We start from the raw sequence: 26,306 nt of genomic DNA, 5'->3' as shown, positions 1-26,306 counted from the left end.
GAGGAATCTTCCGCCCGCTTCGTCGCCGCCCCGAACGGCGAACCGGATAATTTTCAAGTCTTAATTTTCATCGTCCCCAGCTCTCGCGATCGAGCGAACGGTAGTTGATCGCTTCGGCCACGTCGGCCGCTTCGATCCGTTCGCGTCCCGCCAGGTCGGCAATCGTGCGCGCCACTTTCAGAATCCGGTCGTAGGCCCGGGCCGAGAGCGACAGCCGCTGCATGGCCTGTTCCAGCAGCGCCGACGACGCGGTGTCCAGCCGGCAGTATTCGCGCAGCATCGCCGCGTTCATCATGGCGTTGGTATGCACCCCCGCACAATCGCGGAAGCGTTCGCGCTGCACCTCCCGCGCCCGGCACACCCGTTCGCGAATGGCAGCGCTCGGTTCGCCCGGCGCGGCGTCGGCCAGTTCGGACGCTTCGACGGGCGTCACCTCGACGTGCATGTCGATGCGGTCCATCAGCGGGCCCGACACCCGCCCCATGTATCGCTGCACCGCGCCCGAAGAGCAGCTGCACTCTTTCGAGGGGTGGTTGTAGTAGCCGCACGGACACGGGTTCATGGCAGCGACCAGCGTGAAGTTGGCCGGGTAGAGCACCCGATAACGCGCCCGGGCCACCGTAATCCGCTTCTCCTCCAGCGGTTGGCGCAGCACTTCCAGCGCACTGCGGCCGAACTCGGGCAGTTCGTCCAAAAACAGCACCCCGTTGTGGGCCAGCGACACCTCGCCCGGGTGGGGCGATTGCCCGCCGCCGATAAGCGCCACCTGCGACACGGTGTGGTGTGGCGAGCGGAACGGACGCCGCGACAGCAGCCCCTCGCTGCCGGCCAGCCCGGCCACGGAGTGGATTTTGGTCGTCTCCAGCGCCTCCTCCGACGAAAGCGGCGGCAGAATCGTAGGCATCCGGCGCGCCAGCATCGTCTTGCCCGAACCCGGCGAACCGATCATCAGTACGTTGTGGCCCCCGGCGGCAGCGATTTCCAACGCGCGCTTGACATGGGCCTGCCCCTTGACGTCGGCGAAATCCTCGTCGTAGCGGCCCGCTTCCGCAACCGCTGTTTTGTCCGCAGCCGCCACAGCCGGAGCAATCTCCGCTTCGCCATTGAGAAAGGCGGCCACCTCTTTCAGGCTGCCCGCCCCGAACACTTCGACGCCCTCGACGACCGCCGCTTCGGCCGCATTGGCCGCGGGTACTACCAGCCGTTTCACACCGTCGTGCCGAGCCTGGATGGCTACGGGCAGGATGCCCCGCACGGGTTTGACCGACCCGTCGAGCGACAGCTCGCCCGCAAACAGCGTATCGGCCAGCGATCCGGTCTCTATCCGCCCCATGGCCGCCAGAATCCCCACGGCAATCGGCAGGTCGAACGCGGCGCCCTCCTTGCGCAGGTCGGCCGGGGCCAGGTTGACCACCACTTTCTTGCCCGACATGTGTTCGCCGGAGTTCTCGAACGCCGCACGGATGCGCTGCTCGCTCTCCTTCACGGCGTTGTCGGGAAGCCCCACCAGGTAGAGCCCCAGCCCGCCGCCCGCGATGTTGACCTCGACGGTCACCGTCACGGCGTCGATACCGACGACTGCCCCTGCGAATGTCTTGACGAACACGGTGCGTAGTGCGGATTAAAAAGGAGCCTCATCGCCCAGCGACGGAGGCGTTATGTCGAATTCGCCGCCGCCCGCAGCGGCTCCCAGACCGCCCATGCCGCCCGGTGCCGGACCGCCGTTCGAGCCGCTGGCATAGTCGTCGTAGGCCTGCTGGCTTTCGTAGGCCTGCGAGGGCGGCAGCATCGAATCGTCCAGGTCGGCGAACCGCGCCTGCTCCTTGAGGAAGCGCAGATTGACATCGCACACGGCGCCGTTACGGTGCTTGGCGATGATGATTTCCGCCATTCCGGCCGTCGGCATGCCGTTCTCGTCCTGGTTGATGCCGTAGTACTCCGGGCGGTGGATGAACGCCACGATGTCGGCGTCCTGCTCGATGGCGCCCGATTCGCGCAGGTCCGAGAGTTGCGGACGCTTCGAGCCGCCGCGCATCTCGGTGGCGCGGCTCAACTGCGACAGGGCGATAATCGGCACGTTCAGTTCCTTGGCGATGGCCTTGAGCGTGCGCGAAATGAACGCCACCTCCTGCTCGCGGTTGCCCTTGGAGTCCTGGTTGCCCGTCATGAGCTGGAGGTAGTCGATGATGATGATTTTGATGTCGTTGTGAATCTTGAGCCGCCGGGCCTTGGAGCGGAACTCGAAGACCGAAAGGGCCGGGGTGTCGTCGATGAACAAAGGCGCGGCGCCCAGCGGCTTGGTGGCCGATTCGAGGTGGCGCCACTGCTCGGGCGACAGGCGGCCCGACTTGACGTCGTTGCCGCTCAGCCCCGTCTCGGCGATGATAAGACGCATCATCAGCTGCACCGACGACATTTCGAGCGAGAAGAACGCCACGCCCGCTTCGTGGTCGACGGCCATGTTGCGGGCCATCGAAAGCACGAACGCCGTCTTACCCATCGACGGACGGGCCGCGATGATAATCAGGTCCGAGAGCTGCCAGCCCAGCGTCACCCGGTCGATGGCCATGAAACCCGACGGCACGCCGTTGAAAGCGCTGGTGTTCTTCGAGGCCTCCTCGATCTGCATCAGCGCCCGGGCCAGAATATCCTTGGACGACTGCACCGAACGCTTGACATGCCCCTCCGAAACCTTGAAGATTTCGCCCTCGGCAAACCCGATCAGCTCCGTCACGTCGGTCGATTCGTCGTAGGAGCGTTTCTGGATTTCGGTCGCCGAGCGTATCAGCTCGCGCTGCACGTACTTCTGGGCAATGATTTTGGCGTGGAACTCCACGTTGGCCGCCGACCCGACTTTCTGCGTCAGCTGAGCCAGATACGAAGCCCCGCCGACTTTCTTCAGCTCTTTCTTCACCTTGAGCCGTTCGGTCACGGTGTAGAGGTCGATGGGCTTCAGCTCCATCGACAGTTCTTCGATCGCCTTGTATATGAGCCGGTGTTCCTCGGTGTAGAACGATTCGGGGGTCACGAATTCCTGCACCGCGATGATGCTGTCCTTTTCGAGCATCAGCGCGCCCAGTACCGCTTCCTCCAGTTCGACCGCCTGCGGGGGTACGCTGCCGAGCGTGTCGGTCAGCGCTTCGTAGGCTTCGCCGTTGCGCCGGGAAGGGATAAAATCCTTAGCCATTTCGTAGGGTTTCTTTCAGCCTTCAAAAGTAGCGATTCGGGCGGACATATCAAAAAACAGCGCAAAAAAAAATGGAACGATGCGGCCGTGTCGCTGTTTTTTCGTATCTTGACAGCAAACCACACCGCCATGAAGAAATCCATCCGAACCCTGCTTGCCGCAATGACGGCCACTGCGCTGCTTACGGGATGCGCAGCGCAAAAAAACTCTTCTGCTCGGCAGTCCTCCTCCATTGTGGCAATCGCAGCCCTCGATGCAGGTTATTATGTCATTGACATCGACGAAGTGTACGCTCCTAACGGTCAACGCACAGACGTAACCAGCAGTTATTTCTCCGTAGAAGGCAATCAAGGATTGCTCAATTTATCATCAGTACTTTTCCGAAACGAACCGTTTCGACGATTGAGCGATTTACGAGCATCTTATGACGTACAGGTTGAAGCAAATTCAGTTACTGAAAAGGGAGACCGAATATTTCAATTGAAAATTGCGAATAAAAAGAACCTAAAAGCAATTTACGAAATGTACATCACGCTCTATGCGGGCAGCGACCAATGCGCCGTCCGGATGGGACACGCCCGGGGGCAGAACCACCTCTGCACTTTCCGCGGACGCATCCGCCCGGCTTAGCGCCCCGCTCGACACAACAAAAAACCGGCCCTTTGCAAGGCCGGTTTTTCATTTTGCGGGAGGAGAGGTCACTCTTTCAGCCCCAACTCGCGGCGAGAAACAGCAAGGACGGCGATACTGATGCGGCAGTCGGGAACCGCCTGCACGATAGCTTGGGCGCAGGAGGCCAAGGTGCTGCCCGTTGTCATCACGTCGTCGACCAGCAGGATATGCCTGCCCGCCAGCCGTTCGGGATGCCGCACCGCAAAGGCTCCCTCCACGTTTCCAGCCCGTTCGCGGTGCGGTTTGAGCGCCTGCGATGCCGTATAGCGGCTGCGGCGCACGCTGCGGCGGTCGACCGCCACCTCCAACGCCGCGGCGATTCCCTCGGCAAGGTATTCCGACTGGTTGTATCCGCGCCAAATCCGCTTGACGGGATGAAGCGGCAGCGGAACCACCGCATCCACACCGCCGTACAGCCCGCTTTCGGCCAAGCATTCGCCGTACCACTCGCCCATGGTCCGGGCCGCGAGCCACGCTCCGCGGTATTTGAATCCGTGAATCATCCGCCGCCACCCGCTGTCCCGGACGTAATACAGAAAAGCCGACGCCCGCACGACGGGCACCAGCCCCCAGAATTTGCGCAGCACCGGATTGTCGGCTTCGCCGCAGTAGCCCGTCAGCGGCGCCGTCAGGCGGCACAGCGTGCAGAGCCCCCGTTCGCCCGGCATCAGCCGCGTGCCGCAGACCGGGCAGACCGGAGGAAGCACAAGCGCGGCCGCATCGCGCAGCAGCTCACTGAGGGTCGACATTGGGGATGACGGCAATATGGCGGAATTCGGGGTGTTGCGCGAAAGCCTGCAATTCGGCGCCCAGCAGTTCTCGGGCGCGGGCCGACGATGCGCCGCTTTCGATTTTGAGCAGCAGCCCCAGCAGGTATTCGCCGCGGATGCGGTCGACAGGCGGGGCCATCGGGCCCAATAGTCGGCGGCCGAAGCGTCGGCGCAGCCCGGCAGCCAGATGGACGGCTCCGCGCCGCAGCAGCTGCAAATCGCGGTGACGCAGCGTGAGGGTCGTCAGCCGGGCGTAGGGCGGATAGAAAAAGGCTTCGCGGTCGGCCAGCTGCATCCGGGCCATCGCCCCGAAATCGCCCTCGACCACCTGCCGGACGACCGGATGGCCCGGTTCGGCGGTCTGGATGACCACCTCGCCCCCCTGCGCCCGGCGGCCTGCCCGGCCCGCCACCTGCATCATCAGTTGGAAGGCCCGTTCCCCGGCCCGGAAATCGGGATTGTTGAGCATGTTGTCGGCGTTGAGAATCCCCACCAGCGCGACCCCCTCGAAGTCGAACCCCTTGGTTATCATCTGCGTGCCTACCAGGATGTCGGTTTCGCGGCGCGCGAACGCCGCCACAATGGCGCTGAACGCCCTTTCGGAAGTCACCGTATCGCGGTCGAGCCGCGCCACCCGCGCCTCGGGGAAGATGCGGGCTATCTCCTCTTCGATTTTCTCGGTGCCGAATCCCATCGGCACCACGTCGGTCACCTTGCACGACGGGCATTTGGCAGGTACGGGTTCGCTGTGGCCGCAGTAGTGGCAGACCAGCCTGCCGCCTGCCTTGTGGTAGGTCAGTGTCACGTTGCAGTCGGGACAGCGGGCCGTCCAGCCGCACTCCGTGCATTCCACATAGGGCGAAAACCCGCGGCGGTTCTGAAACAGCATGACCTGTTCGCCCCGGCCGAGCGTCTCGCCGATTTTGTCGAGCAGCAGTTTGTTGAAATGGGCGTGCCGTTCGCCGCGCCGCGCCGCCCGCAGCGTGTCCGACACGATGATTTCGGGCATCCGGGCATCGCCGTAGCGTTCGCTCAGCGTCGCCCGGCCGTACTTCCCGCCCGAGGCGTGGAGCCACGTTTCGAGCGAGGGGGTGGCGCTCCCCAGCAGGGTCCGGCCCCCGAAAATCCGCGCCATCATCACAGCGCAGTCGCGCGCATGGTAGCGGGGCGCAGGTTCGACCTGCTTGTAGCTGGCGTCGTGTTCCTCGTCGACAATAATGAGTTGCAGGCGCGCCAGCGGCAGGAATATCGACGACCGCACCCCCACCACGAATTCGCCCCCCTCGGAGCGGTTGAGCCGCAGGTAGGTTTCCGAGCGTTGGCGGTCCGTCAGCCGCGAATGGTAGGGGGTCACCCGGCTGCCGAAGATGCGTTCCATGCGTTCGATCAGCTGGGCCGTCAGCGCGATTTCGGGCACCAGCAGCAGCACGTCGCCGCCCCGCGCCAGCACTTCGGCAATCAGATGGATGTAGATTTCGGTCTTGCCCGACGAAGTGACCCCATGCAGCAGGGCCGTCGCCTTGCCGTCGGCAAACTGGCGCCGCAGTTCGTCGAGCGCCGCCTGCTGGTGGGGCGTCAGCTGCGGCAGCCGGAAAACGGCTTCGCCGCGCTCGGCGGTGCGTTCGTGTTCGGCAGCCCGGACAAAGCCCTTGCGCTCCAGCGCATGCAGCACAGCCCGGTCGGCCTGCAACAGCCGCCGCGGCACCTCGCCCTCGGGCAGTCCGCCGCCGTCGCCGGCCGAGACCAGTTCAAGCAGCGCTTCGTATTGCTTCGGAGCCCGGCGCTCCAGCTTCTCGAACACCTCGTGGAGCCGTTCTTCGTCCCGAAGTTCCGGCGCCAGCGACAGATAGCATTCCGTGCGGGGGCGGAATTCCTCGTCGGCGAAACGCTCGCGGCTGTCGGCCGAGGGCTTCATCAGCGACGGCAGCGCCGCGCGCATCACCTCGCCCAGCGAACACATGTAATAGGAAGCGACCCACTCCCACAGCTTCATCTGCGCCGCGGTGAGCAGGGGCCGGTCGTACAGCGGACGCTGCACGGGTTTGATACGTTTGAAATCGGGCCTGCGCTCATGCACGCGCCACACGATTCCCGTATGGAATTTGCGGGGGCCGAACTGCACCTCCACAGCACAGCCCGCCGCCAGCTCCATCCCCTCCGGGACGGCAAAGGTATAGGCCGGCTGCGCCAGCGGCAGCACGACGTCAGCGTAGCGCTCCATCTACATCTTGGGCAGGGACTGGAAACCCTGGCCGTAGACGCCCGCCACGGAACCTATCGACATGAAAGCCGTCGGGTCGACCGATTTGACGACCTTCAGCACGTCGGACGTCTCGCGCTTGCGGCACACGACGACCACAACCTTCATCTCCTCGCGCGTATAGCCGCCCATGCCGTCGAGCAGCGTCACACCGCGGTGGGCGACTTCCAGAATGGCCTTGGTGATTTCGTCGTACTTGCGGCTCATGATGAAAATCTGGTTCGACTGCTGGTTCCCCGACATGATCATGTCGACCGTATAGCCGAAGACCGCCGTGAGGATATAGCCGTAGACCACCGTCGTGAGGGTCTTGCCGACCAGCAGCGACGAGCCGATGATGATGAAGTCCGAGCACATGACGATGTTGCCGTAGCGCACCGTGCGGTATTTGTTGATAATCATCGCCACGATGTCCACGCCGCCCGTCGAACCGCCCTGCATGAAGCAGATGGCCACGCCCGAACCGGCCAGAATACCGCCCAGGATAACCTGGAGGATGTTCTCCAGGCCCGAGAAGAGGCCTTCGGGCGGCAGTACGCTCTCCCAGAAGTTCATCGCCACGGAAATCATGATGATCGAGAAGACGGTCTTGACGCCGAACTTCCACCCCACGATGAATCCCGCCACGAGCAGCAGCAGCGCATTGATCATGAAAACCATCGTGCCGATGCTCACCTGCCACCCGAAAAGGTGTTCGACGAACATACACAGCACCAGCGACAAACCCGCCGCGCCGCCGCCCATGCCGTCGGCAGGCAGGATGCAGCCTATCCAGCCGAACGCGTAGAGGAACATGCCCACGGTCATCAGGAAATACTCCTTGATGCCTGCAAAGAACCGATTGGTCGAGAAACCGTCCATAATGGCGAAATATTAGCTTGTTGCAAAGATAATAAAAAATCGCTACGGTAGATTCTTTTCTTTCCCGGCCAATATCCGGCCCTCGGCGGCATATGGCAGCACTCGTTGCTAAAACGTTTTAGCAGCAAAAAGCTCCCCTTGCCAGGCGTCTGTCTCTTCCAGCCGTTTTTCGAGCATCGCCCACAATTGTTCGTTGCGCACCAAGCCCCAATTCGGCCCGTAGTGGTAACGCGGCGGCGCTTCGGAGGCGAAACGCTCGACCACCAGCGAGGGGCGCAGGCGGCGCAGGATTTCTGTGAAAAGAGCGATGTATTCGTCGAGCGTCCAGAAGCGGAACTGCCCGGGGTCGGCATCGTACTGCGCCGCCATCGGCGTGTCGCGGAAAATCTGCAGCTGGTGGAATTTGACCGTCGTCAGCGGCAGGGCGTTGATAAGGGAAGTCTGCGCAACAAGCATTTCGTCGCTCTCGCCCGGCAGGCCCAAAATGAAATGGGCGCCGACATGCAGCCCCCGTTCGGCAGTCATCCGCACGGCACGGCAGGCCGTGGCGAAGTCGTGGCCGCGGTTCACGGCGCGCAGCGTCTCGTCGCAGGTCGATTCGATGCCGTATTCGATGGCTACGTAGTGCGTCCGGGCCAGCCCGGCGAAGTAATCGAGCTTCTCCTCGTCGATGCAGTCGGGACGCGTCCCCACGACAATGCCCGCCACCTCCGGATGCGCCAGCGCTTCGGCATAGAGCGTCCGCAGCCGTTCGAGCGGCGCATAGGTGTTGGAAAACGACTGGAAATAAACCAAGTAGCGCGACGCACCGCGATAACGCCGCCTATGGAATTCGATGCCCTCCTCGATTTGCCGGCGGATGCCTTTCGAGGGGATGCAATAAGAGGGGGTGAACGCTCCGTTGTTGCAGAACGTACACCCTCCCTCGGCTATCGTGCCGTCACGGTTGGGGCAGGTGAATCCGGCATCTGCCGAGAGCTTCTGCACCCGGCCGCCGAATACCCGGCGGAAATACCCGGCATAGGAGTTATACCGCCGCGAATCGCCCCAAGGATAAACCATCTATATCTTCCAGAACGACGTATTGAGCTTGCCTTTGGGCGCCTGCGGCACGTTCGGGAAGAACGTCTGTCCGGTCTGCTGTTCGATCCACGCCACCGATTTGATGAACTGCGACGGCGTCACACCCGAATAGGACTTGTGGTCGAACCAGTATCCGGCGCATTCTATTTCATCGGCCGAAAGCTCCCACAGGGGTTTGCCCGTATTGCCCGCCTTGGAACGGATCAGCACCTTGTAGAAGTTCGTCGGCACGGTTACTTTTTTGGCGGGTTTGCTGTTGTCCTCGCAGGTCGTATTGCGATTGGCAAAATGAGCGCCCGTCACCATATAGAGCGTATCGGAGCATATCATCTTGTGGCAATTCAGTTCAAGGTCTTTCCAGATACCGCCGTTGAAGCCGTTCTGAATCTGCGGCGACATGTTAGTGAAATAGTAGGTCTGCTCGTTGATGGCCACGCTCGACTGACGGTCGTTGGAGGCCAGCATGTGGCCGCGGGAATAGCTGTTGATGGGCTTGTACGCCGATTTCAGACTGGGCTGCACGCTCGTCGGGATAATCGGCCCGTACTGCCATTTTTCATTACGGCCCACATCTCCGTTCGTGTAGTACTTGTGCATCGGGTACGCCACCCATATCGGACCGCACAGCTCTTTACTGAAGCATACCGTATAGTTGCGGACCGTCGGCGCATTGGCGCACATGTAGTAGGCATAATAATAGTCCGCATTCTCTTTCTCGCCCAGCAGTTCGGCCCAGCCCGAGTGACGGGTCGCACCGGGGTCCTGGGGGGGGGTAGGTTTGTCGGGGTCGGGATTATCCGGGTCGGGGTCCGGATCGGGATCTGGCTTAGGCTCGTCCGGGCCCGGGTTGTCCGGGTCGGGCTCTTCGGGAGCCTCCCAGGTCTGGAACACGGCGGGCTTTCCGGCCATGCGCTCGCCGTTCATATCGACGAACGGATAAACCATGTAGACCGTCTCGGGGGCCAGCGAAGTCAGCGTACATTTGAGCATGCTGTCCTCGATACGGGGGTCGGTGACCGTAATCGCCGGAGCCGTCGAAGCGCTCGAAACGGGTTGGCAGACAAAGCCGCAGGGGTTCGACGCAAGCACGCCCTTGCCGAAAAGCGTCAGGCAGGTCACCTCGGCGGTCAGTCCGTCGACCGTCACTTCGGGCTGGCGGAACCACTGCTCGGGCGAATCGCCCTTGTTGTCGTCGCAGGCCGCGAACGCCAGCGCAGAAAAACAATAAACAAACGCGAAAAATCTTCTCATGAGGAGGAAACGTTAGTCCGGTTATTTTATTTTGTCGGCCGCGGCGGAATCCGGTTCCGGGCCGTAGTTTTCAATCCTTGTTCTTCGAGTCCATCCATATCGTCACCGGGCCGTCGTTCACGAGCGACACCTGCATGTCGGCCCCGAAACGCCCCGTAGGCACCGCCTGTCCGAGCAGTTCTTCCACCCGCCGCACGAACGCTTCGTAAAGCGGCCGGGAGACCGCTTCGGGCGCCGCCTTGACATAGGAGGGCCGGTTGCCCTTGCGCGTCGAGGCCATCAGCGTGAACTGGCTCACTGCCAGCACTCCGCCCCCTGCCTGCTTCACGTCGAGGTTCATGATGCCCGCTTCGTCGTCGAAAATCCGCAGCCGCACGAGTTTTCCGGCCAGATATTCGATGTCCTCCTGCGTGTCGTCCCCGCCCACGCCGACCAGCACCAGCAGCCCCGCCCCGATTTCGGAGCAGCGCTCGCCGCCGATGTCGACCGCGGCGCTCCGCACACGTTGAACAAGCAGACGCATTCGGCTACGAATTCTCGAAACAAGCCCACAAATTGTCGCCCGCCGGCACAGGAGCCGTCACCTCCACCTGCTCGTGCCGCACCGGGTGGTCGAACGCCACCTGCCGCGAATGGAGCGAAATTCCCCCGCCGGGCAGTGAACGCTTGGCGCCGTATTTCAGGTCGCCGCGAATCGGGCAGCCGATTTTCGAGAGCTGGGCGCGTATCTGATGATGCCGCCCGGTCAGCAGTTCCACCTCCAAAAGCGTGTAGCGGGTCCCGGCGCCGGCCATCCGGTATTTCAGCCGCGCCTCCTTGGCTTCGGGCCGCGGAGCGTCGAACGCCTTGGAGCGGTTGGTCCTGCCGTCGCGGAGGATATAGTGGCGCAGCTCGCCGCTCTCGGCTTCGGGCCGGTTCTCGGTCAGCGCCCAGTAGACCTTGCGGATGCGCCCCTCGCGAATCATTTCGTTGAGCCGCACCAGCGCCTTGGAGGTCTTGGCGAAAAGCACCGCGCCGCTCACCGGGCGGTCGATGCGGTGCACCACGCCGAGGAACACCTCGCCGGGCTTGCCGTCGCGCTCCTTGATGAAGCGCTTTATCCGGTCCTCCAGCGCACTCTCGCCCGAGGGGTCGGGCTGCACCAAATCGCCGCAGTGCTTGTTGACTATCAGCAGGTGGTTGTCTTCATAAAGAATATCGTCGGGCGAGAACATGGGGCTACAAGATAAAGGTGAAAGGCAGCAGCTGCGCCGCCGTTTCGACGATGCTGGCCGTGCCGCTGCCGCTCATGATGACCCGCATGGGGCAGCCCTGGCGGCGTTCGACGTCGACCATCACCTGGCGGCACTGCCCGCAGGGGTAGCACTCGCGTTCGGAGGGGTCCGAAGCGATGGCCAGCGTCTCGATGGGGTCGTCGGCAAAGTTGGCCTGCGCATAGAACAGCAGCGACCGCTCGGCGCACAGCCCCGCGGGGAAGACCTCGCTCTCGATGTTGCTGCCGCTCAGAATCCGGCCGCTGCGCAGCCGGGCCGCGGCTCCGACGCGGAATTTCGAGTAGGGAGCATAGGCCCTCGCCGTGGCGCGTTCGGCTTCGGCCACCAACGCCCGGTCGGCCTCCGGAAGCGCCGCGGGCGAATCGTAATGCTCGTAGCTGAAACGATGTTCCTTTTTCATAATCGAAACGTAAGAAAACAAAATTAGGTTAAATTTCGGAAAAACGCAAACCGCGCGGCGAATTCCACCGCCGCAGACAACAAAGAGGACGGCGGGGCCATCCTCTTCGGTTGTCGGAAACACGTGCCGCGCGCTATTCCAGCACGAACTTGGTCTGCACGCTGTACTGGAGCTTGATGGTCTTGAAGTCGAGCGGCTCTTCGTCGGCAGCACCCTCGGCCCCGGCGGCATCCATCGCCTTCATGCTGCGCATGGTCAGCGCATTGTTGTAGTACGAGGGCATGATGTCGTTGTTCGAGTCCCAGATGTAGAAGCACTTGCCCACCTTCTGACCGATGGCTTCGGCCAGCGTGCGGGCGCTCTGCTGTGCGTTGCGGATAGCTTCGACGCGCACCGCTTCCTTGAGCGAGTCGATCCGGGAGTGCGACACCTTCAGTATCGAAACGTTGGAGATGCCCAGCTTGTCGAGTGCCTGCCATACCTTGGCCACCTCGGCCGCCGAACCCAGCTGCAGCTGATATTTGGCCGTCGCCACCGAAGTGTTCTTCTTGAAGAATTCGCTCGACAGGTTGGCAACCTTGAGCTGCTTCTCGATGTTCACGCCCTGCTTTTTCAGCGCGGCAATCATGTCGCGCTGCTGGCTTTCGACCGAAATCTTGCCTTTGGAATCGCGTTCATCGATGACCACCGAAAGGTAGAATTCGTCGGGCGCGATTTCCTTTTCGGCGCGTCCGTTCACCTGGATATAGCTCGGGAAGGCTTCCTGCGTCTGCGCAGAGACAGGCAGTGCGAATGCGGCCACGGCGGCCGCCAGTAAAACGATGCGTTTCATAATCTTCTGTTTTTTTGGACAAGCGTTCTGTTTGCAAATATAACGCCGGAATCCCCGCCTTTATTGTCTCCTCACGAGTTTCACCACGTTCTCGACGTGGTGCGTGTGGGGGAACATGTCGACGGGCTGCACGGCCACGACCCGGTAGGCGGTGTCCAGCAGAGCCAGGTCGCGGGCCTGCGTAGCGGGGTTGCAGCTCACGTAGACGATGCGTTCGGGCGCAGCCCGCAGAATGACGTCGACGACAGGCTCGTCGACCCCGGCGCGCGGCGGGTCGAGAATCACCACGTCGGGCCGACCGTTGGCTTCGACGAACGCATCGTCGAGCACCGCTTTCATGTCGCCCGCATAGAACGCCGTATTGCCGATGCCGTTGAGCTCGGAATTGAGCTTCGCATCCTCGATGGCTTCGGGCACATACTCGATGCCCACCACCCGGCGGCAATGGCGGGCGCAGAAGTTGGCGATAGTGCCCGTGCCCGTATAGAGGTCGTAAAGAACGTCGTCGGATTTCAAGTCGGCAAACTCCCGCGCCACCTTGTAAAGCTCGTAGGCCTGCGCCGAATTGGTCTGATAAAACGATTTAGCACCCACCTTGAACCGCAGCCCCTCCATCTCTTCGACGATATGGTCCTTGCCGCGGTAGCACACCGCGTCGAGATCGCCCGTCGAATCGTTGAATTTCGTATTGACGACATAGCACAGCGATGTGATTTGCGGGAACTTCGCCGCCAGGTGGTCCAGCAGCGCCTCGATTTTCGGCCGGTCGTCGGCCCCGAAGACCACGATGACCATCACCTCGCCCGTCGATGCGGTCCGCACCACCATGTTGCGCATCAGCCCCTCGTGCGTCCGCGCATTGTGGAACGTGTAGCCGTGCTCGATGCTAAAACGTTTTACCTCGTCGCGCAGGGCGTTCGAGGGCTCGGGCTGAAGCCAGCACCTGCGAATGTCCAGCACCTTGTCGAACATGCCCGGGATATGAAACCCGGCGGCAGGCTCCGTGGCGATGTCGCCCCCGGCCGCCACCTCCTCGCGGGTGAGCCAGCGACGGTCGGCAAAGGTGAATTCCAGCTTGTTGCGGTAGAACTGCGTATGCTCCGAACCCAGGCAAGGCGCGATTTCGGGCAGTTCGACCTTGCCGATGCGTGTCAGCTGGTCGCGCACCTGCCCGCGCTTGAACCGCAGCTGCTCCTCGTAAGGCAGATTCTGCCACTTGCAGCCGCCGCAGGTACCGAAATGCTCGCAGAACGGCTCGGCCCGCAAGGGCGACTTCTTCACGTAACGGACTGCATAACCCTCCATGAAGCGGCGGCGCTTGACGCGAATCTGCACGTCGACCACATCGCCCGGCACGGTCATCGGAACGAAGACCACCTGCTCGTTCCAGCGGCCCATCGCCTTGCCTTCGGCCGCCAGGGTCGTTATCTCCAGCCCTTCGATCAAAGGGTAATTCGCTTTCTTTCTTGCCATAAGATTCGATTTGCCGACACAAAAATAGCAATAAAAGCCGAAAGTCGAAAAGTATTTCGAGGCTGCCGCCTGCGACGCGTCTTCGGCGCGCAGTCCGGCGGAACCGCAAAACAAAACCGCGTCAAACGATTGTTTGACGCGGTTTCCAGTGCCCAGGACAAGACTCGAACTTGCACGAACTAAACGTTCACTACCCCCTCAAAGTAGCGTGTCTACCAATTTCACCACCTGGGCGACACATACCGAAACTTGCGATTCGGGAGCACAAATATAGGACATAATTTTCAAACCGCCAAATTTTTCGATACGCGCGACGAATTTTTATCCGAAACGCCCCGCCCGCCGGGCCGACGAACACTCCGCCGGCCCGGCTGCGGGACGACCGCTTAACGGAGGGTCATTTCGTCGAGCAGGTACCCTGCGCCGCCGATGCGGTCGATGACCATCAGCACGTAGCGGATGTCGACGGCAATGTTGCGGCAGATAGCGGGGTCGAACTCGATGTCGCTCATCGTCGAACGCCACGTGCGGTCGAAGTTGATGCCCACCAATTCGCCGCGGGCGTTGAGAATCGGCGAACCCGAATTGCCGCCCGTGGTGTGGTTGGTCGCCAGGAAGCAGACCGGCACCGTGCGGCGGCCGCCGATTTCGACGCCCCAGCGGCCGTAGGCTTTCGAGGCATGGAGGTCGCGCAGCGACTGCGGAATGTCGTAGTCGTAAATCGCCGGGTTGTCCTTGGCGATGATGCCGTCGAGGGTGGTCAGCGGCTTGTGGTACTCGCCGTCGGCATATTCGTAGCCCGCCACCGTACCGTAGGCCACACGCAGGGTGAGGTTGGCATCGGGGAACATGGCGCCCTCGCGCTTCTCGGCGGCGGCCCAGCGGCGCAGCCCCTCGACATAACGCGCATAGAGCTCGTTCATGTGTGCGCTGTTGAAGTTGCGCAGCGACCGGGTGCCGAGCCGGCCGACGATTTCGGCATGGAGCTTTCCGACGGCGGTTTTCAGCGCCGCGATTTCGCCGTTCGCGGGGTCGTTCACGGCCAACCCGAAAATATGGTCGGCATAGGCTTCCGGAGAACCGTACTGCCCTATCCCGGCTTCGATTTCGGGAATCGCGGGCAAAAGATTGTTGCGGGCGGCATACTCCCCGAACGCCTGGCGGTAGAGCGCCCGTTCGGTCGGCTCGCGCTTGGCGAAAAGCGGGTCGGCCTTCTCCTCCTCGGCATAACCGTAAGCGAGGGTCAGCAGCGTCTCGGCCAGCAGCTCGCGCGTATAATAATAAGGCAGCGCCCGGGCGAATTCCTTGCGCAGCTCCTCCAGCACTTCGGCGTCGCCCGTGGCTTCGACGAACCGTGCTTCGGTCCGCAGCTTCTTGTCATAGGTGCCCAGCCGGTTGATGCCCAGCACCTCGCCCTGCCACTTTTTCCATGCGTTGGCAATCGTGGCGTGCTTGGCCGCGTAGTAGATGCGCAGGGCCGGGTCGCTCTCCTGGGCCTCGGCGATAATGTCGAGCCGCCCCGTGCGGATGGCAATCTTCATCGGGTCGGAAGTTTCGGCGATGTACTTCACCACGTCCGAGAGGATATACTGCTGCGTGTTGCCGGGAAAACCGTAAATCATCGTGAAGTCGCCCTCGCCGACCCCGCGCGTGGAGACCGTGAAATGGCGGCGCGGACGATAAGGCACATTGTCCGGCGAATAGGCGGCAGGCTTGTTGTCGGGCCCGGCGTAGACGCGGAACACCGAGAAATCGCCCGTATGGCGGGGCCATATCCAGTTGTCGGTGTCGCCGCCGAACTTGCCGATGGACGAGGGCGGCGCGGCGACCAGCCGCACGTCGTCGAACTGCTCGTAGAGGAAGAGAAACTGCTGGTTGCCGTAGTACATCTGCTCGACAGCGGCCTTGTAGCCTTTGCCCTCGGCTTCGGCCTTGCGGACGATTTCGTCGGCCGTCTCGCCTGCGGCCATGCGGTCGGTCACCTCCTCCATGCGGACGAGGAAGCGGACGTTAAGGTTTCTGTTGGGCAGCTCCTCGTCGCGCGAGCGGGCCCAGAAACCGCGGGTCAGATAATCGTGTTCGAGCGTCGAATGGCTCTGGATGGCGTCGTAACCGCAGTGGTGGTTGGTCAGCAGAAGCCCCTCGGCGGAAACCAGCTCGCCCGTACAGCCGCCATCGAAAAGCACCACGGCGTCTTTCATCGAAGCCTTGTTGACCGAATAGATGTCGTCGGCCGTGAGGCGGAATCCTTTGGCGCGCATGTCGCCGATGCGGTGCGAAATCAGGCTCGGAAGCCACATCCCCTCGTCGGCCGTGGCGGGCGCGAGCAGCAGGAGCGAAAAAAGGGTCAGCAGAATACGTTTCATGGTTTCAATGTTGGTCGATGAATTTTTCGAGTTCGGTATAGACGCGCTGAATCGGCAGCCCCATGACGTTGAAGAACGAACCGTCGATGCGCTCGATGGCGGCATAGCCGATCCACTCCTGGATGCCGTAGGAACCGGCCTTGTCGTAGGGTCGGTAGCTGTCTATGTAAAAAACGATCTCTTCGTCGGAGAGGGTGCGGAACCACACCTCCGTGCGGGCGGAGAAAGTACGGCGCCGGGCGGCGGTGCGCAGCGTCACGCCCGAGACGACCGTATGGCTGTGGCCCGAAAGGCGGCGCAGCATGGCGAAAGCATCGTCGCGGTCGCGGGGCTTGCCCAACACGCGGCCGTCGAGGATGACCACGGTGTCGGCGGTCATGAGGATTTCATCGGGCGCGAGGGGCCGGGGAAAAGCATCGCTTTTGAGCTGCGAAAGGTAGGCCGGGACCTCCTCGGCGGCGAGCTTGTCGGGATAGACCTCCTCGCACTCGTATGGGGGAGCGGGCGCGTAAGGCAGGCCGCAGCCGTTCATCAGCTCGCGGCGGCGCGGCGACTGCGAAGCCAGCAACAGGCGGTAAGGGCGGAGTTTTTCGGGAAGCAACATTATATAAAGTGAAAAGTGAAAAGTGAAAAGTGAAAGGTGAAAGGTGTTCGCCCGGGCCGGCTGCGGGGGTCGCGCTTTGCGCGAGCCGGCCCCGGGCGGCAAGGCCGGAAGCCTTGCAGAATTCTTGTTTTTCAGTGTGAATTTAGGTTCATTCTATTTGATGTCGAAATTCAACAATTCGCGGCCTTCGAGCGTGGCGCGCAGGCAATCGCCGGGAACGACGGGCCCCACGCCTGCGGGAGTTCCGGTGTAGATGAGGTCGCCCATGCGCAGGGTGGTATACTGCGAAACCGCCGCGACGATACGGTCGACGCTGAAAAGCATGTCGCCCGTAAAACCCTGCTGGCGCACTTCGCCGTTGACGGAGAGCTCGAACCGCAGGTTCTGCACGTCGCCGCCCAACTCTGCCAACGGCAGAAATTCGGGCGAGAGCGCCGCCGAACGGTCGAACGCCTTGGCCGGCTCCCAGGGCAACCCCTTGGCGATGGCTTCGCGCTGGAGGTCGCGGGCCGTGAAGTCGATGCCGAGCCCCACCTCGCGGTAATAACGGTGGGCGAACTTCTCGGCAATCGAACGGCCGACACGGTCGATACGCACCACCAACTCGCACTCGTAATGCACCTCGTGCGAGAACGCCGGAATGTAGAACGGGTCGTTGTTGCGCAGCAGCGCCGTGTCGGGCTTCAGAAACCAAATCGGTTCGGCCGCATCCGCCGCCAGCCCCATGTCCCGGTGCAGCTCCTCGGCATGCGCCCGGTAATTGCGACCTATGCAGATGATTTTCATTGGCTATCTGTTATGGTTGAACTTTTCTACACGTGCAACGATGGCGACAACTCCGACAAAGAGCACGAGGATTTGCAGAACACTGCGTGCGGTTTCCGGAACACCCGCGACCACAAACACCCAACCTCCGGCGCCTGTCAATAAAGCCAGCAGGAGCAACCCACCGCCGACCGTCCGCCGCACCCGCTTCAACTCGATGTTCCGGCGCTCCGCATCGGAATAATGGCGGATTGTCGAAAGCCACTGCGGACGGATGCAGGCGATGCCTGCGCAGACCAGCAGAACGATGGATGCAAGCAAAGAACTATTCATGCCCGGTGGGGTTACAGACAAAGCGGGTTCAACGTTTCAACTCCTCCACCATCCGGCGGGCGAAGCGCTCGCTGGCGCCGGGACCGCCGATGACGGCCCGCAGCTCGTCGAAGTCGGCGAGCATCCGCCCGCGCTTCGCCCCGCCGGCCACGATGGCCCGCAGCTCGCGTTCGGCCCGGTCGACGGAGAGGTTCGACTGAATGATTTCGGTAACGGCCTCGCGCCCGAGATTGAGGTTGACGAGCGATACCCACGGAACCTTGAGTACGTAGGGCTGCAACTTGACCTGGAACCACAGCGTGCGGTAGACCACCACTTCGGGAATCCCCAGCAAGGCCGTTTCGAGGGTCGCCGTACCCGAAGTCACGACGGCCGCTTCGGCAACGTGGAGTGTCTCGTAGGTCTCGTCGCAGACGTAGCGGAGGTCGCTCCCGGCCATATATTGCTCGTAGAGCGAACGTTCGAGCCACGGCACGGCCGTCACGACGAACTGATGCCCGGGAAAACGCTCCGAAAGCCGGGCCATCAGCGGCAGGTTGTCGCGGATTTCGCCCCGGCGGCTTCCGGCCACCAACGCGACGATGGGCCGCTCGTCCAATCCATGCCTGCGGCGGAATTCTTCGGCCGTGGGCAGCGTCTCCCGCCGGGCTTCGAGCGCATCGACCAGCGGATTGCCCTCGAAAATCGGCTCGATGCCCTTGCGGCGGAAATATTCGCACTCGAACGGGAAGATGATGAACAGGCGGTCGACATACCTGCGAATGGCCTTGACCCGCCACTCGCGCCACGCCCACACCTTGGGGGCAATGTAATAGAAAGTGCGGATGCCGTGCTCCTTGGCCCAACGGGCCATCTTCATGTTGAACCCGGGGTAATCGACGAGAATCAACACATCGGGTGCGAACGCCGCGACATCGGCCTGACACTCGCGCATCTGCCGTTTGATGGTCCGCAAATTACGAAGCACCTGCACGATACCGAAGAACGAAGTCTCGCGGTAATGCTTCCGCAGGTTCACGCGTCCGCCCGCCTCGGCCATGCGGTCACCGCCCCAAAAACGGAATTCGGCTGCCGGGTCGGCGTTCCGAAGCCCCCCGATGAGGTTGGCGCCATGCAGATCGCCCGACGGCTCGCCTGCTATCAGATAATATTTCATGAAGAAGTGAAAAGTTAAATGTGAAAGGTGAAAAGTATTTTTACAACTTGGCTTTGGTAGTCTTGACAGCGCAAGTCAACAATTTTTCGAGCTCGACGCAATCCGGGTAAATCGAATCGAACACAGCTTTATCGACGGTATCCGACTCGTAAAGTATTTCCAACCAATATTTGGTTTCGGAACACTCTTTCAACGCAATATTGAGTTTCAAGAGAAAATCCCTGTCGCTTTGGGCATTCGTTGCTTCGGACACATTGGCACCGATGGAAGTCCCGCTCCGAAGAACCTGCTTACCCAACGTATGCTGATTCGACTCTTTCAAATAATTATAAAACCGAATGATTCGGACTGCAAATGTTTTGCTTTTCTCCCGGATAAACATACCTTTCACTTTTAACCTTTTACCTCTCACTTTCTGTCAAAAGGTCCGGCCGCAGTTTCAGGGTCCGTTCGTAGGCCTGCTCGTCCTGCCACCTGGCGATTTCGGCGAAATTGCCCGAAAGCAGCACGTCGGGGACCCGCCACCCGCGGAACTCGGCCGGGCGCGTATAGACCGGAGGAGCCAGCAGGTTGTCCTGGAAAGAATCGGTCAGCGCCGACGCTTCGTCGCCGATGGCCCCGGGGATGATGCGCACCACCGAATCGGCGATGATGCAGGCGGCGAGCTCGCCCCCCGTGAGCACATAGTCGCCTATCGAAATTTCGCGCGTGACGAGGTGCTCGCGGATACGGTGGTCGATACCCTTGTAATGGCCGCAGAGGATGATGATGTTGCCGAGCGTCGACAAACGGTTGGCTTCGTGCTGGTTGTAGGGAACGCCGTCGGGCGAGGTGTAGATGATTTCGTCGTAGGAGCGTTCGCCCTGGAGCTTCTCGACCAGCTCGAAGACGGGTTCGCACTTCATCACCATCCCCGCCTCGCCGCCGAACGGGTAGTCGTCGGTGGTCTTGCGGCGGTCGTGGGCGTAGTCGTGGAGGTTGTGGACCACGATTTCGACCAGCCCTTTCTCCTGCGCACGCTTCAAGATGGATTCGTTGAGCGGCGAAACGAGCAGTTCGGGTACTACGGTAAGGATGTCGATGCGCATTTTCGATAAGGTGAAAAGTGAAAAATGAAAGGTGAATGGTTCACGGCCGTGGTCTGAAAACGATGTCTTTCCCGTTATCACGGTCGGGGTCGAGGGGCACCTCGCGGCCGCGGTCGAGGGTGAATCCGTCGTATCCCATCGCGCGGAACAGCCCGATGATTGCAGGACGGTTTTCGCCTCCGGTTTCAATCAGCACGGTGGGACGGAACCGCTCCAGCAGGGGCCGCATCTCGCGCATGACGATGAGCTCGTAGCCCTCGATGTCGCACTTGACGAAATCCAGCCGCGGCAAATGGGCGAACAACTCGCTGCCGCGCCGCATTTCGGCTGTGAACTCCACGTCGACCGTGCCGCCGGCGTCGTTCACGAAATTCTGCCCGGTACCCAAGTAACCGCTCGTGCGCGCCGAATCGTTGCCCATGCGGACGGGTTTGTTCTCCGTGCCGAGGGCGAACGGGTAGATTTCCACGTTGCCGCAGCGGCGCAGGTTGCGGCTCAGCACCTTGCGGACCGGGGCCACGGGCTCGACCGCGTGGACGCATCCCGCAGGACCCGCCAGCCGCGAAAGCGTGCGGGTGTAATAACCGAGGTTGGCGCCGAGGTCCATGCAGACGTCGCCTTTGCGGACCAACTGCGGCAGGTGGTAGACGTACTCCGTAGCCGGAGCGAAACGCCCGATTCCGAGCCGCTGGAAGACGAAGAACATCCGGCTGACCGCCCGAAGATAACCTTCGAGCGGAAGCAGGCGGTAGAGTATCCGATGCAGCAGACGGGTCATTGCCGGCAATCGACTTCGTTGTTGAGCACTTCGGTCACGAAAGGATTGTAGAGCGTTTCGTGGCCGATGGTCGTTTCCTCACCGTGACCGGGCAGCACCCGGGTGCCGTCGCCCAGCGGGAGCAGCTTGTCAAGTATCGAACGCATGATCCACGAATAATCGCCGCCCGGCAGGTCGGTGCGCCCGATGCTCTCGCGGAAAAGAGTGTCGCCCGTGAAGACGACCCCGGACTGCGGCTCGTAAAGCGCCACATGGCCCGGCGTATGGCCCGGGGTGGGAATTACCTGCAAGACGGTCGTACCGAAACGGATTTCGGGCGTGCGATCCAGGTCGATGTCGATAGTCGGCATGGCGCCCACTTTCACACCGAAAATCGAGCCGCTTGTCTGCGCATGTTCCAGCAGAAAACCGTCTTTGGCCGACAGGGCGAACGGAATGCCGTAGCGCTCCTTGAGGTGGCAGACGCCCAGCGTGTGGTCGAAATGGCCGTGGGTGTTGACGGCCATCACCGGACGCAGTCCGTGCTCGGCGATGAAGTGCTCCAGCGCCGCGTTTTCGCGGTCGTTGCTGTTGCCCGCATCGACGATGACCGCTTCGTGGGTCTCGTCCCACACCACATAGGTGTTCTCTTGAATCGGATTGAACGTTAGAGTCGCTGTTTTCATGGCGGTTCGTGCTTTTTGCATCGACAAAGATAATCAAGCCGAGGGCACAGCCGAACTCGTTCGGGCTTTGCCGCGGCAAAATTTATCTTCTGCAAAGATAGCGCAAGTCGAATGCAGTACCAAATTTATTCGATACTGTTGAGACGCAGCCTATTTTCTATAAAGGTAATATTTTTTGGCGGACCGGACCCGTTTTTCGTCCGCAAACCTGCAAGGACGCTTTACCGCTACGGACAAAAAAACGGCCGCTCCGGATGGGGCGGCCGTCGGGGCGTGGCGGTTATCCGGCTATCTGTCGGGGAACATATCGGGATGCTGCGCGCGATACTCGTCGTAGGATTCGCAGGCCCGGTATTTTTCGACCGTTTCCTTGTCCGTGGCGATGCGGCCGACGATGGTGCAATAGTCCCAATAAATGCCTTGCGAGGTCATCCCGCCGCCATAGGCGAACGGCTGCATGCCCTTCATGATGAATATGCCGTCCTGGAAGTAGAGCAATTCGAGCGTAGTTCTCGCGTCATACTGGTCGTAATGGGTCGTCTCAGCGCTCCGCTCGATTTCTTCGCTGTAGAGTTCGAGCGTGTTGGCCCGCTGTTCGCTGACGCTCCACTCGACTTTTTGGTAAAGCATCGGAATCAAGGGATTGAACATCAAATCCAAAAAAATACGGCATTCTCCACCTGGCAGAAGCATCATGTAATCAACAGGGCATCCCCCATCCCAACCTCCGTCATAAGTTTCACCGTTCGTATAATGGAGACAAAGATCGTCGTAGAGCCAAACTCCGGTTTGCGCCGTTTCGAGAAATGCGGCCAAATCGGGCTCGGACGTCCGATTGTTCAACATCTCTTCGACCTTCGACAAGATTGGGCTGTCGAACTCATTGTCCGTATTGTTGCAAGCCGTTAACGAGATTGCGCAAGATAATACTATAAATGCGAATAATTTTTTCATAGCTTTCAGATTTATGATTATAGATATGGAACGAGCGTAGTCAGATTTATATAAGGTTCAGTTGAACCGTTTGCAGCAAAATAACCGTTGAGAGACTTATCCCATCCCCAATTATAATGTACAAGGTCGGTAGTTACTACATTGGAAGATACCTTTACGTAATCCCGATACGGCTTGCGGAATCCGTCGTCGATAATTCTAAGTTCGTAGTACTCGGTACCTTTTCGCGTATAGATATATCCGTCGGCGACCCAGGCATGTCCCTTTTTAGTGTTAGTGGACTTGCGACCATCTATAAAAACAGGACGATGCTTGTCCAATGCGGAACGTATCAAACCGATATCGAATGCGGAATAACCGCCGCATTGGAATCCGAATGCCCTGAATCCTGCCGGAATTTTAGAAACTTTAGCTTCACTCTCACCGCTCTTACTATAATCCATACCGACTTTTTGTCCGATTTCTCGTAACAGAGCCGGAATCTGATAGACTGAAGGATAAACGACCATGATTTCCCAATCCAATTCGATAGTTTCACCGTAGTGCTGCGTAAATCCGTTGTTGGGATAAGTGGTTGTAATCAAGGTCGGATATTTGTAGGTCGCCATGATTTGGCCCATAGCGATAGCCGAGCATCCCGCTAATCCGTTGTCTGCATAAGATCCGAACGTACCATATTGGTTCCACTCGACAGGAACGAGCGGGTCGCAATGTCTGTCTTCGTCGACTTCGACCGTCTTGAAACTCGGGACAGTAATCAATGTATCGAAAATCGGTGGTTTGACTATTTCACCCAATCCGGCAGTCATTGCATCCATGTAGAAGTCGAAATTCTCCACGCCGGTCTGCTCGCCGTAGGTATAGTTGCCGTTTTCGACTACGGCCAGCACCGGGTCGACGGCCCGGTTGGCTGCGATGACGGCAAACCCGTTGTTGCCCTCGAAATTGAAGACGTACATCAGTGTGTCGGCCTGCGATTCGCCGTTGCGGGTGACGGGGACCGTGACGCATTGGCCCCGGGTGCTGCGGATTGTACGCGCATGCAGAGCGCGGGTCGCAGGTTTGTCGACGATGGCGATGCTCTGCTGCGCGAGGGTCAGCGCTTCTTCGTAACTGCGCGTGGGAGTTAGCACAATGCGCTGCTGTTGTGGCTCCGGTCCGACGACCGGCAACTCCGCCACGTCCGTTTTGCTGCACGAGAGGGTCCCGAACAACAAGGCCACCACAGCCAGCAAAACGGAATGATTCTGTTTTGGGAACAGCTGTTTCATAGGCTTTCGGTTTTTAAGGTTGGACAATATGCGAAACGGAAATTTCTGAACCTCTGCGCCAAATATAATAAAAATCATACAAATTACAAATGAAAATCTGCAATTTCTTTCAAATTGGCGTTATAAATAAAAACAGCAGGGAATCTCACGATTGCCTGCTGCCCCCGGAGGTTGCCCTCCTAAAACTACTAACCCAAACTTAAATAAATGAAGAAACCTCACTGCGGTTGCTGACCCGCAGTTGACCTACAAAAGACAAATCCCATGCCAAACCGGAAGCCGACGAACTCCAGAAAGCGAGGATTTACCGGGCAGTGCATTCATGCGCCCGAAAAGAAGATTATGCAGGAATCGAAAAGCGCGTAGAGACGAAAAACGGCAGAGAAACGCGGCCGAATGACAGCACCCCGAACCCGGCGGCCGGACTTCGGCCGGACAAAAAACGAAAGGACCGGGCGCCGCATCGCGCGAAGCCGACTGGCCCCGCCGAATCAAAGCCGGTCCGGGTCGCGGCTCTCCGCAATCAGCACCTCGTAGACGTTCTTGGAGCGCACGCTGTACCGGGTCCAGTCGTTGAAATTGAAATGGCGCACGACCCACGTCGGATAAGGGCTCCAAACGATTTTACGCAGGGGCAAAGCGCATTTCTCCGCCAGGGCGGGGTCCGGAGAGAAAAGCAGCACCTGCCGTCCGCCGCCGCAGAGTTCCTGCACGGCAGATTCGAGTTCGCCGAAAGTGGCGAAATGGCGGAGGTCCATATTGCGCGGCATGTAGAAACGGGTCTCGATGACCTGCGGCTCAAGGATATACTGCGGCCAGCTGTAATAACTTTTTTCCGAAGAAACATTGAGCCCGACGACCTCGCCCCTGTCGCGGCAATAGCGGGTCATCATCCGGTAGAAATAGAAGTCGGCCGGGTCCTGCGCCACCACAAAGAGGACGGCACCGACGTTGAACGCTGCCATGAAACCCGCTACCCAGCGGAACAGCCGCGGAGAGGTATGCGGCAGCAGGTCCCTGAAGAAAAGCGTAATGAAATAGGGAGCGAAAAAGAGCACAGGAAAGAAGAAGCGGATTTCCTTGTGGCCCATGAAGAAATGGACCAGCAGAAAGGGCACCAGCATCCACGTGACCACGCTCCGCCGCTGCCGCCAGAAGTAACGCAGCATGGCGGCCCAAACGAGCAGCCCGAACAACACCCCGCTTTCGGCCAGCGATGCCGTGAAATAATACCACCACGGTTCGACGCCGAACTTGAGCATATGGCCGTTGAGAATGTTTTCGCGCAGATAGTTGACCGGTGTAAGCGTCCATTCGCCGTAAAGCCAGCGGTCGGTCAGCAGGCCGAACGCAAGAAGTACGGCCACGCCCGGCACCATACCCGCATAGAGTTTCCAGCGGCGCCGGAAGAGAAGCAGCCACAAGCCATAGCCCAGCAAGGCGAACCCGGTCTGATAGCGCACCACGAAAGTCGCTCCGGCCAGCGCCCCGAGCAGAAGCCCCCACCGGAATTCGTGCCGCCCGTCGGACGAAAGATAGCGCAGCGTCGCGGCCGCCAGCAGCAGCAACATGTTGCCCGCCATCATCTCCGCGCTGAAGTGCACATGCAGATAGGCCAGGAACCACAACAGCAGACCCAGCGCAAGATAAATCCGCTCCTGCCGCTCATCGCCCAGCTCATCGCGCACGGCACGCCCGAAAACCAGCAACGCCGCCACCGAAAATGCACCGCACAACAGCTGAAGCACAAAAATCAGCAGATAAGGCGAATAGACACCCAGCGCCAGCAGCACCCGGCCCAGGCACCACACGATGAACGGCTGCATGCCCGAACGCATCATCAGCGAAAACTCCCACGCCAGGTGGTCGGACGTCGGAGTGGCGAAAAGTTTCATGCAGGCATATTCCAGAATCTGGAAATGCTCGTCGTGGTGGTAATAGCCGTGGCTGAAAAAGGCATAGAGCAGGGTCAGCGCGCAGCCGGCAAGCAGGATTCCGCGGCGACTGCAAAGGATTTTTTTAAGTTCGGAGAACACGTTTCGGACAATTTCGGCGACAAAAATACGAAAAGTCGAGCGCAGAAGCAAGCACCGCTTGGTTATGCCGAGACGAAGTATTTTCGGCGAAGCCAATGTACGAATAAGCCGAAAGCAATGCCAAATTTATTTGAGCATTGCTGAGGCGCAAGTATCTTCGGCGAAGCCAAGGATACGAAAAGTCGAGCGCAGAAGCAAGCACCGCTTGGTTATGCCGAGACGAAGTA

Annotated in this window: 25 protein-coding genes and 1 tRNA gene; 1 reads left to right on the top strand and 25 read right to left on the bottom strand. The window is 60.3% G+C overall.

The genetic code is table 11. The features are described from left to right. Positions 1–67 precede the first annotated feature (67 nt). Together QVG21_RS05325 and dnaB are read right to left on the bottom strand one after the other, a co-directional pair. A complete protein-coding gene (locus QVG21_RS05325; protein ID WP_287922864.1) occupies positions 68–1,606 on the bottom strand; it encodes a YifB family Mg chelatase-like AAA ATPase in 1,539 nt (512 codons plus the stop codon). A gap of 15 nt (positions 1,607–1,621) precedes the next feature. Beyond that, complete coding sequence (gene dnaB / locus QVG21_RS05320) at positions 1,622–3,187, bottom strand: replicative DNA helicase (protein WP_287922862.1); 1,566 nt, start codon at positions 3,185–3,187, stop codon at positions 1,622–1,624. A gap of 129 nt (positions 3,188–3,316) precedes the next feature. Between dnaB and QVG21_RS05315 the strand changes: the two genes are divergently transcribed. After that, positions 3,317–3,817 (top strand): hypothetical protein, encoded by a 501-nt coding sequence (locus QVG21_RS05315; RefSeq protein WP_287922861.1) that lies wholly within the window; start codon positions 3,317–3,319, stop codon positions 3,815–3,817. Between the two features lie 68 nt (positions 3,818–3,885). Here QVG21_RS05315 and QVG21_RS05310 read toward each other — a convergent pair whose 3' ends face one another. The 23 genes from QVG21_RS05310 to QVG21_RS05200 form a co-directional block, all read right to left on the bottom strand. After that, positions 3,886–4,608 (bottom strand): ComF family protein, encoded by a 723-nt coding sequence (locus QVG21_RS05310; protein WP_287922860.1) that lies wholly within the window; start codon positions 4,606–4,608, stop codon positions 3,886–3,888. After that, a complete protein-coding gene (gene priA / locus QVG21_RS05305; RefSeq protein WP_287922858.1) occupies positions 4,592–6,850 on the bottom strand; it encodes a replication restart helicase PriA in 2,259 nt (752 codons plus the stop codon). Before priA ends, QVG21_RS05310 begins: the two co-directional genes overlap by 17 nt. Then, the gene (locus tag QVG21_RS05300; protein ID WP_251213816.1) at positions 6,851–7,750 is read right to left on the bottom strand and encodes a YitT family protein; all 900 of its coding nucleotides are present in this window, start codon (positions 7,748–7,750) and stop codon (positions 6,851–6,853) included. A gap of 108 nt (positions 7,751–7,858) precedes the next feature. Next, positions 7,859–8,812: a tRNA modification radical SAM protein MnmL/YtqA gene (gene mnmL / locus QVG21_RS05295; protein WP_287922857.1), complete on the bottom strand. Its 954-nt coding sequence runs from the start codon at positions 8,810–8,812 to the stop codon at positions 7,859–7,861. Beyond that, complete coding sequence (locus QVG21_RS05290) at positions 8,813–10,084, bottom strand: DNA/RNA non-specific endonuclease (RefSeq protein ID WP_287922855.1); 1,272 nt, start codon at positions 10,082–10,084, stop codon at positions 8,813–8,815. It abuts the gene before it with no gap. Positions 10,085–10,154: 70 nt separating this feature from the next. Beyond that, complete coding sequence (dtd, locus tag QVG21_RS05285; protein ID WP_287922853.1) at positions 10,155–10,607, bottom strand: D-aminoacyl-tRNA deacylase; 453 nt, start codon at positions 10,605–10,607, stop codon at positions 10,155–10,157. Between the two features lie 4 nt (positions 10,608–10,611). Further along, complete coding sequence (locus QVG21_RS05280; RefSeq protein WP_251213820.1) at positions 10,612–11,298, bottom strand: RluA family pseudouridine synthase; 687 nt, start codon at positions 11,296–11,298, stop codon at positions 10,612–10,614. A gap of 4 nt (positions 11,299–11,302) precedes the next feature. Next, complete coding sequence (locus QVG21_RS05275; RefSeq protein ID WP_287922850.1) at positions 11,303–11,758, bottom strand: cytidine deaminase; 456 nt, start codon at positions 11,756–11,758, stop codon at positions 11,303–11,305. 133 nt (positions 11,759–11,891) lie between these two features. Next, positions 11,892–12,590, bottom strand: coding sequence for an SIMPL domain-containing protein (locus QVG21_RS05270; RefSeq protein ID WP_287922848.1), 699 nt, complete (start codon positions 12,588–12,590; stop codon positions 11,892–11,894). Between the two features lie 60 nt (positions 12,591–12,650). Next, positions 12,651–14,063 carry a 23S rRNA (uracil(1939)-C(5))-methyltransferase RlmD gene (gene rlmD / locus QVG21_RS05265; protein WP_287922847.1) on the bottom strand — a complete coding sequence of 471 codons (1,413 nt, stop codon included), beginning with the start codon at positions 14,061–14,063 and terminating at the stop codon, positions 12,651–12,653. 149 nt (positions 14,064–14,212) lie between these two features. Further along, a tRNA-Leu gene (locus QVG21_RS05260) sits at positions 14,213–14,297 on the bottom strand. Positions 14,298–14,449: 152 nt separating this feature from the next. Then, the gene (locus QVG21_RS05255; protein ID WP_287922846.1) at positions 14,450–16,429 is read right to left on the bottom strand and encodes a S46 family peptidase; all 1,980 of its coding nucleotides are present in this window, start codon (positions 16,427–16,429) and stop codon (positions 14,450–14,452) included. A gap of 4 nt (positions 16,430–16,433) precedes the next feature. Continuing rightward, positions 16,434–17,033, bottom strand: coding sequence for a Maf family nucleotide pyrophosphatase (locus tag QVG21_RS05250; RefSeq protein WP_287922844.1), 600 nt, complete (start codon positions 17,031–17,033; stop codon positions 16,434–16,436). A gap of 153 nt (positions 17,034–17,186) precedes the next feature. Beyond that, positions 17,187–17,819 (bottom strand): fumarylacetoacetate hydrolase family protein, encoded by a 633-nt coding sequence (locus QVG21_RS05245; protein WP_287922842.1) that lies wholly within the window; start codon positions 17,817–17,819, stop codon positions 17,187–17,189. A gap of 3 nt (positions 17,820–17,822) precedes the next feature. Continuing rightward, a complete protein-coding gene (locus QVG21_RS05240) occupies positions 17,823–18,131 on the bottom strand; it encodes a hypothetical protein (RefSeq protein WP_287922840.1) in 309 nt (102 codons plus the stop codon). Positions 18,132–18,159: 28 nt separating this feature from the next. Then, on the bottom strand, positions 18,160–19,287 hold the full coding sequence (gene lpxB, locus QVG21_RS05235; protein WP_287922839.1) for a lipid-A-disaccharide synthase: 1,128 nt from the start codon (positions 19,285–19,287) through the stop codon (positions 18,160–18,162). 40 nt (positions 19,288–19,327) lie between these two features. Beyond that, complete coding sequence (locus QVG21_RS05230) at positions 19,328–19,669, bottom strand: four helix bundle protein (RefSeq protein WP_287922837.1); 342 nt, start codon at positions 19,667–19,669, stop codon at positions 19,328–19,330. Positions 19,670–19,688: 19 nt separating this feature from the next. After that, positions 19,689–20,375: a tRNA (guanosine(37)-N1)-methyltransferase TrmD gene (trmD, locus tag QVG21_RS05225; RefSeq protein WP_287922835.1), complete on the bottom strand. Its 687-nt coding sequence runs from the start codon at positions 20,373–20,375 to the stop codon at positions 19,689–19,691. 40 nt (positions 20,376–20,415) lie between these two features. Next, positions 20,416–21,153 carry an FkbM family methyltransferase gene (locus QVG21_RS05220; protein WP_287922833.1) on the bottom strand — a complete coding sequence of 246 codons (738 nt, stop codon included), beginning with the start codon at positions 21,151–21,153 and terminating at the stop codon, positions 20,416–20,418. Further along, positions 21,150–21,818: an MBL fold metallo-hydrolase gene (locus QVG21_RS05215; RefSeq protein ID WP_287922832.1), complete on the bottom strand. Its 669-nt coding sequence runs from the start codon at positions 21,816–21,818 to the stop codon at positions 21,150–21,152. The genes QVG21_RS05220 and QVG21_RS05215 overlap by 4 nt, the downstream gene beginning before the upstream one ends. Positions 21,819–22,106: 288 nt before the next feature. Then, the gene (locus QVG21_RS05210; protein ID WP_287922830.1) at positions 22,107–22,448 is read right to left on the bottom strand and encodes a hypothetical protein; all 342 of its coding nucleotides are present in this window, start codon (positions 22,446–22,448) and stop codon (positions 22,107–22,109) included. 341 nt (positions 22,449–22,789) lie between these two features. After that, on the bottom strand, positions 22,790–24,043 hold the full coding sequence (locus QVG21_RS05205) for a C10 family peptidase (protein ID WP_287922828.1): 1,254 nt from the start codon (positions 24,041–24,043) through the stop codon (positions 22,790–22,792). A 491-nt stretch (positions 24,044–24,534) separates the two neighbouring features. Beyond that, positions 24,535–26,079, bottom strand: coding sequence for a glycosyltransferase family protein (locus QVG21_RS05200; RefSeq protein WP_287922826.1), 1,545 nt, complete (start codon positions 26,077–26,079; stop codon positions 24,535–24,537). Positions 26,080–26,306 lie beyond the last annotated feature (227 nt).

It is taken from the genome of Alistipes sp. UBA6068, from assembly GCF_949428155.1.
Lineage (GTDB): Bacteria > Bacteroidota > Bacteroidia > Bacteroidales > Rikenellaceae > Alistipes > Alistipes muris.
This window is presented reverse-complemented; position numbering and strand designations above follow the sequence as displayed.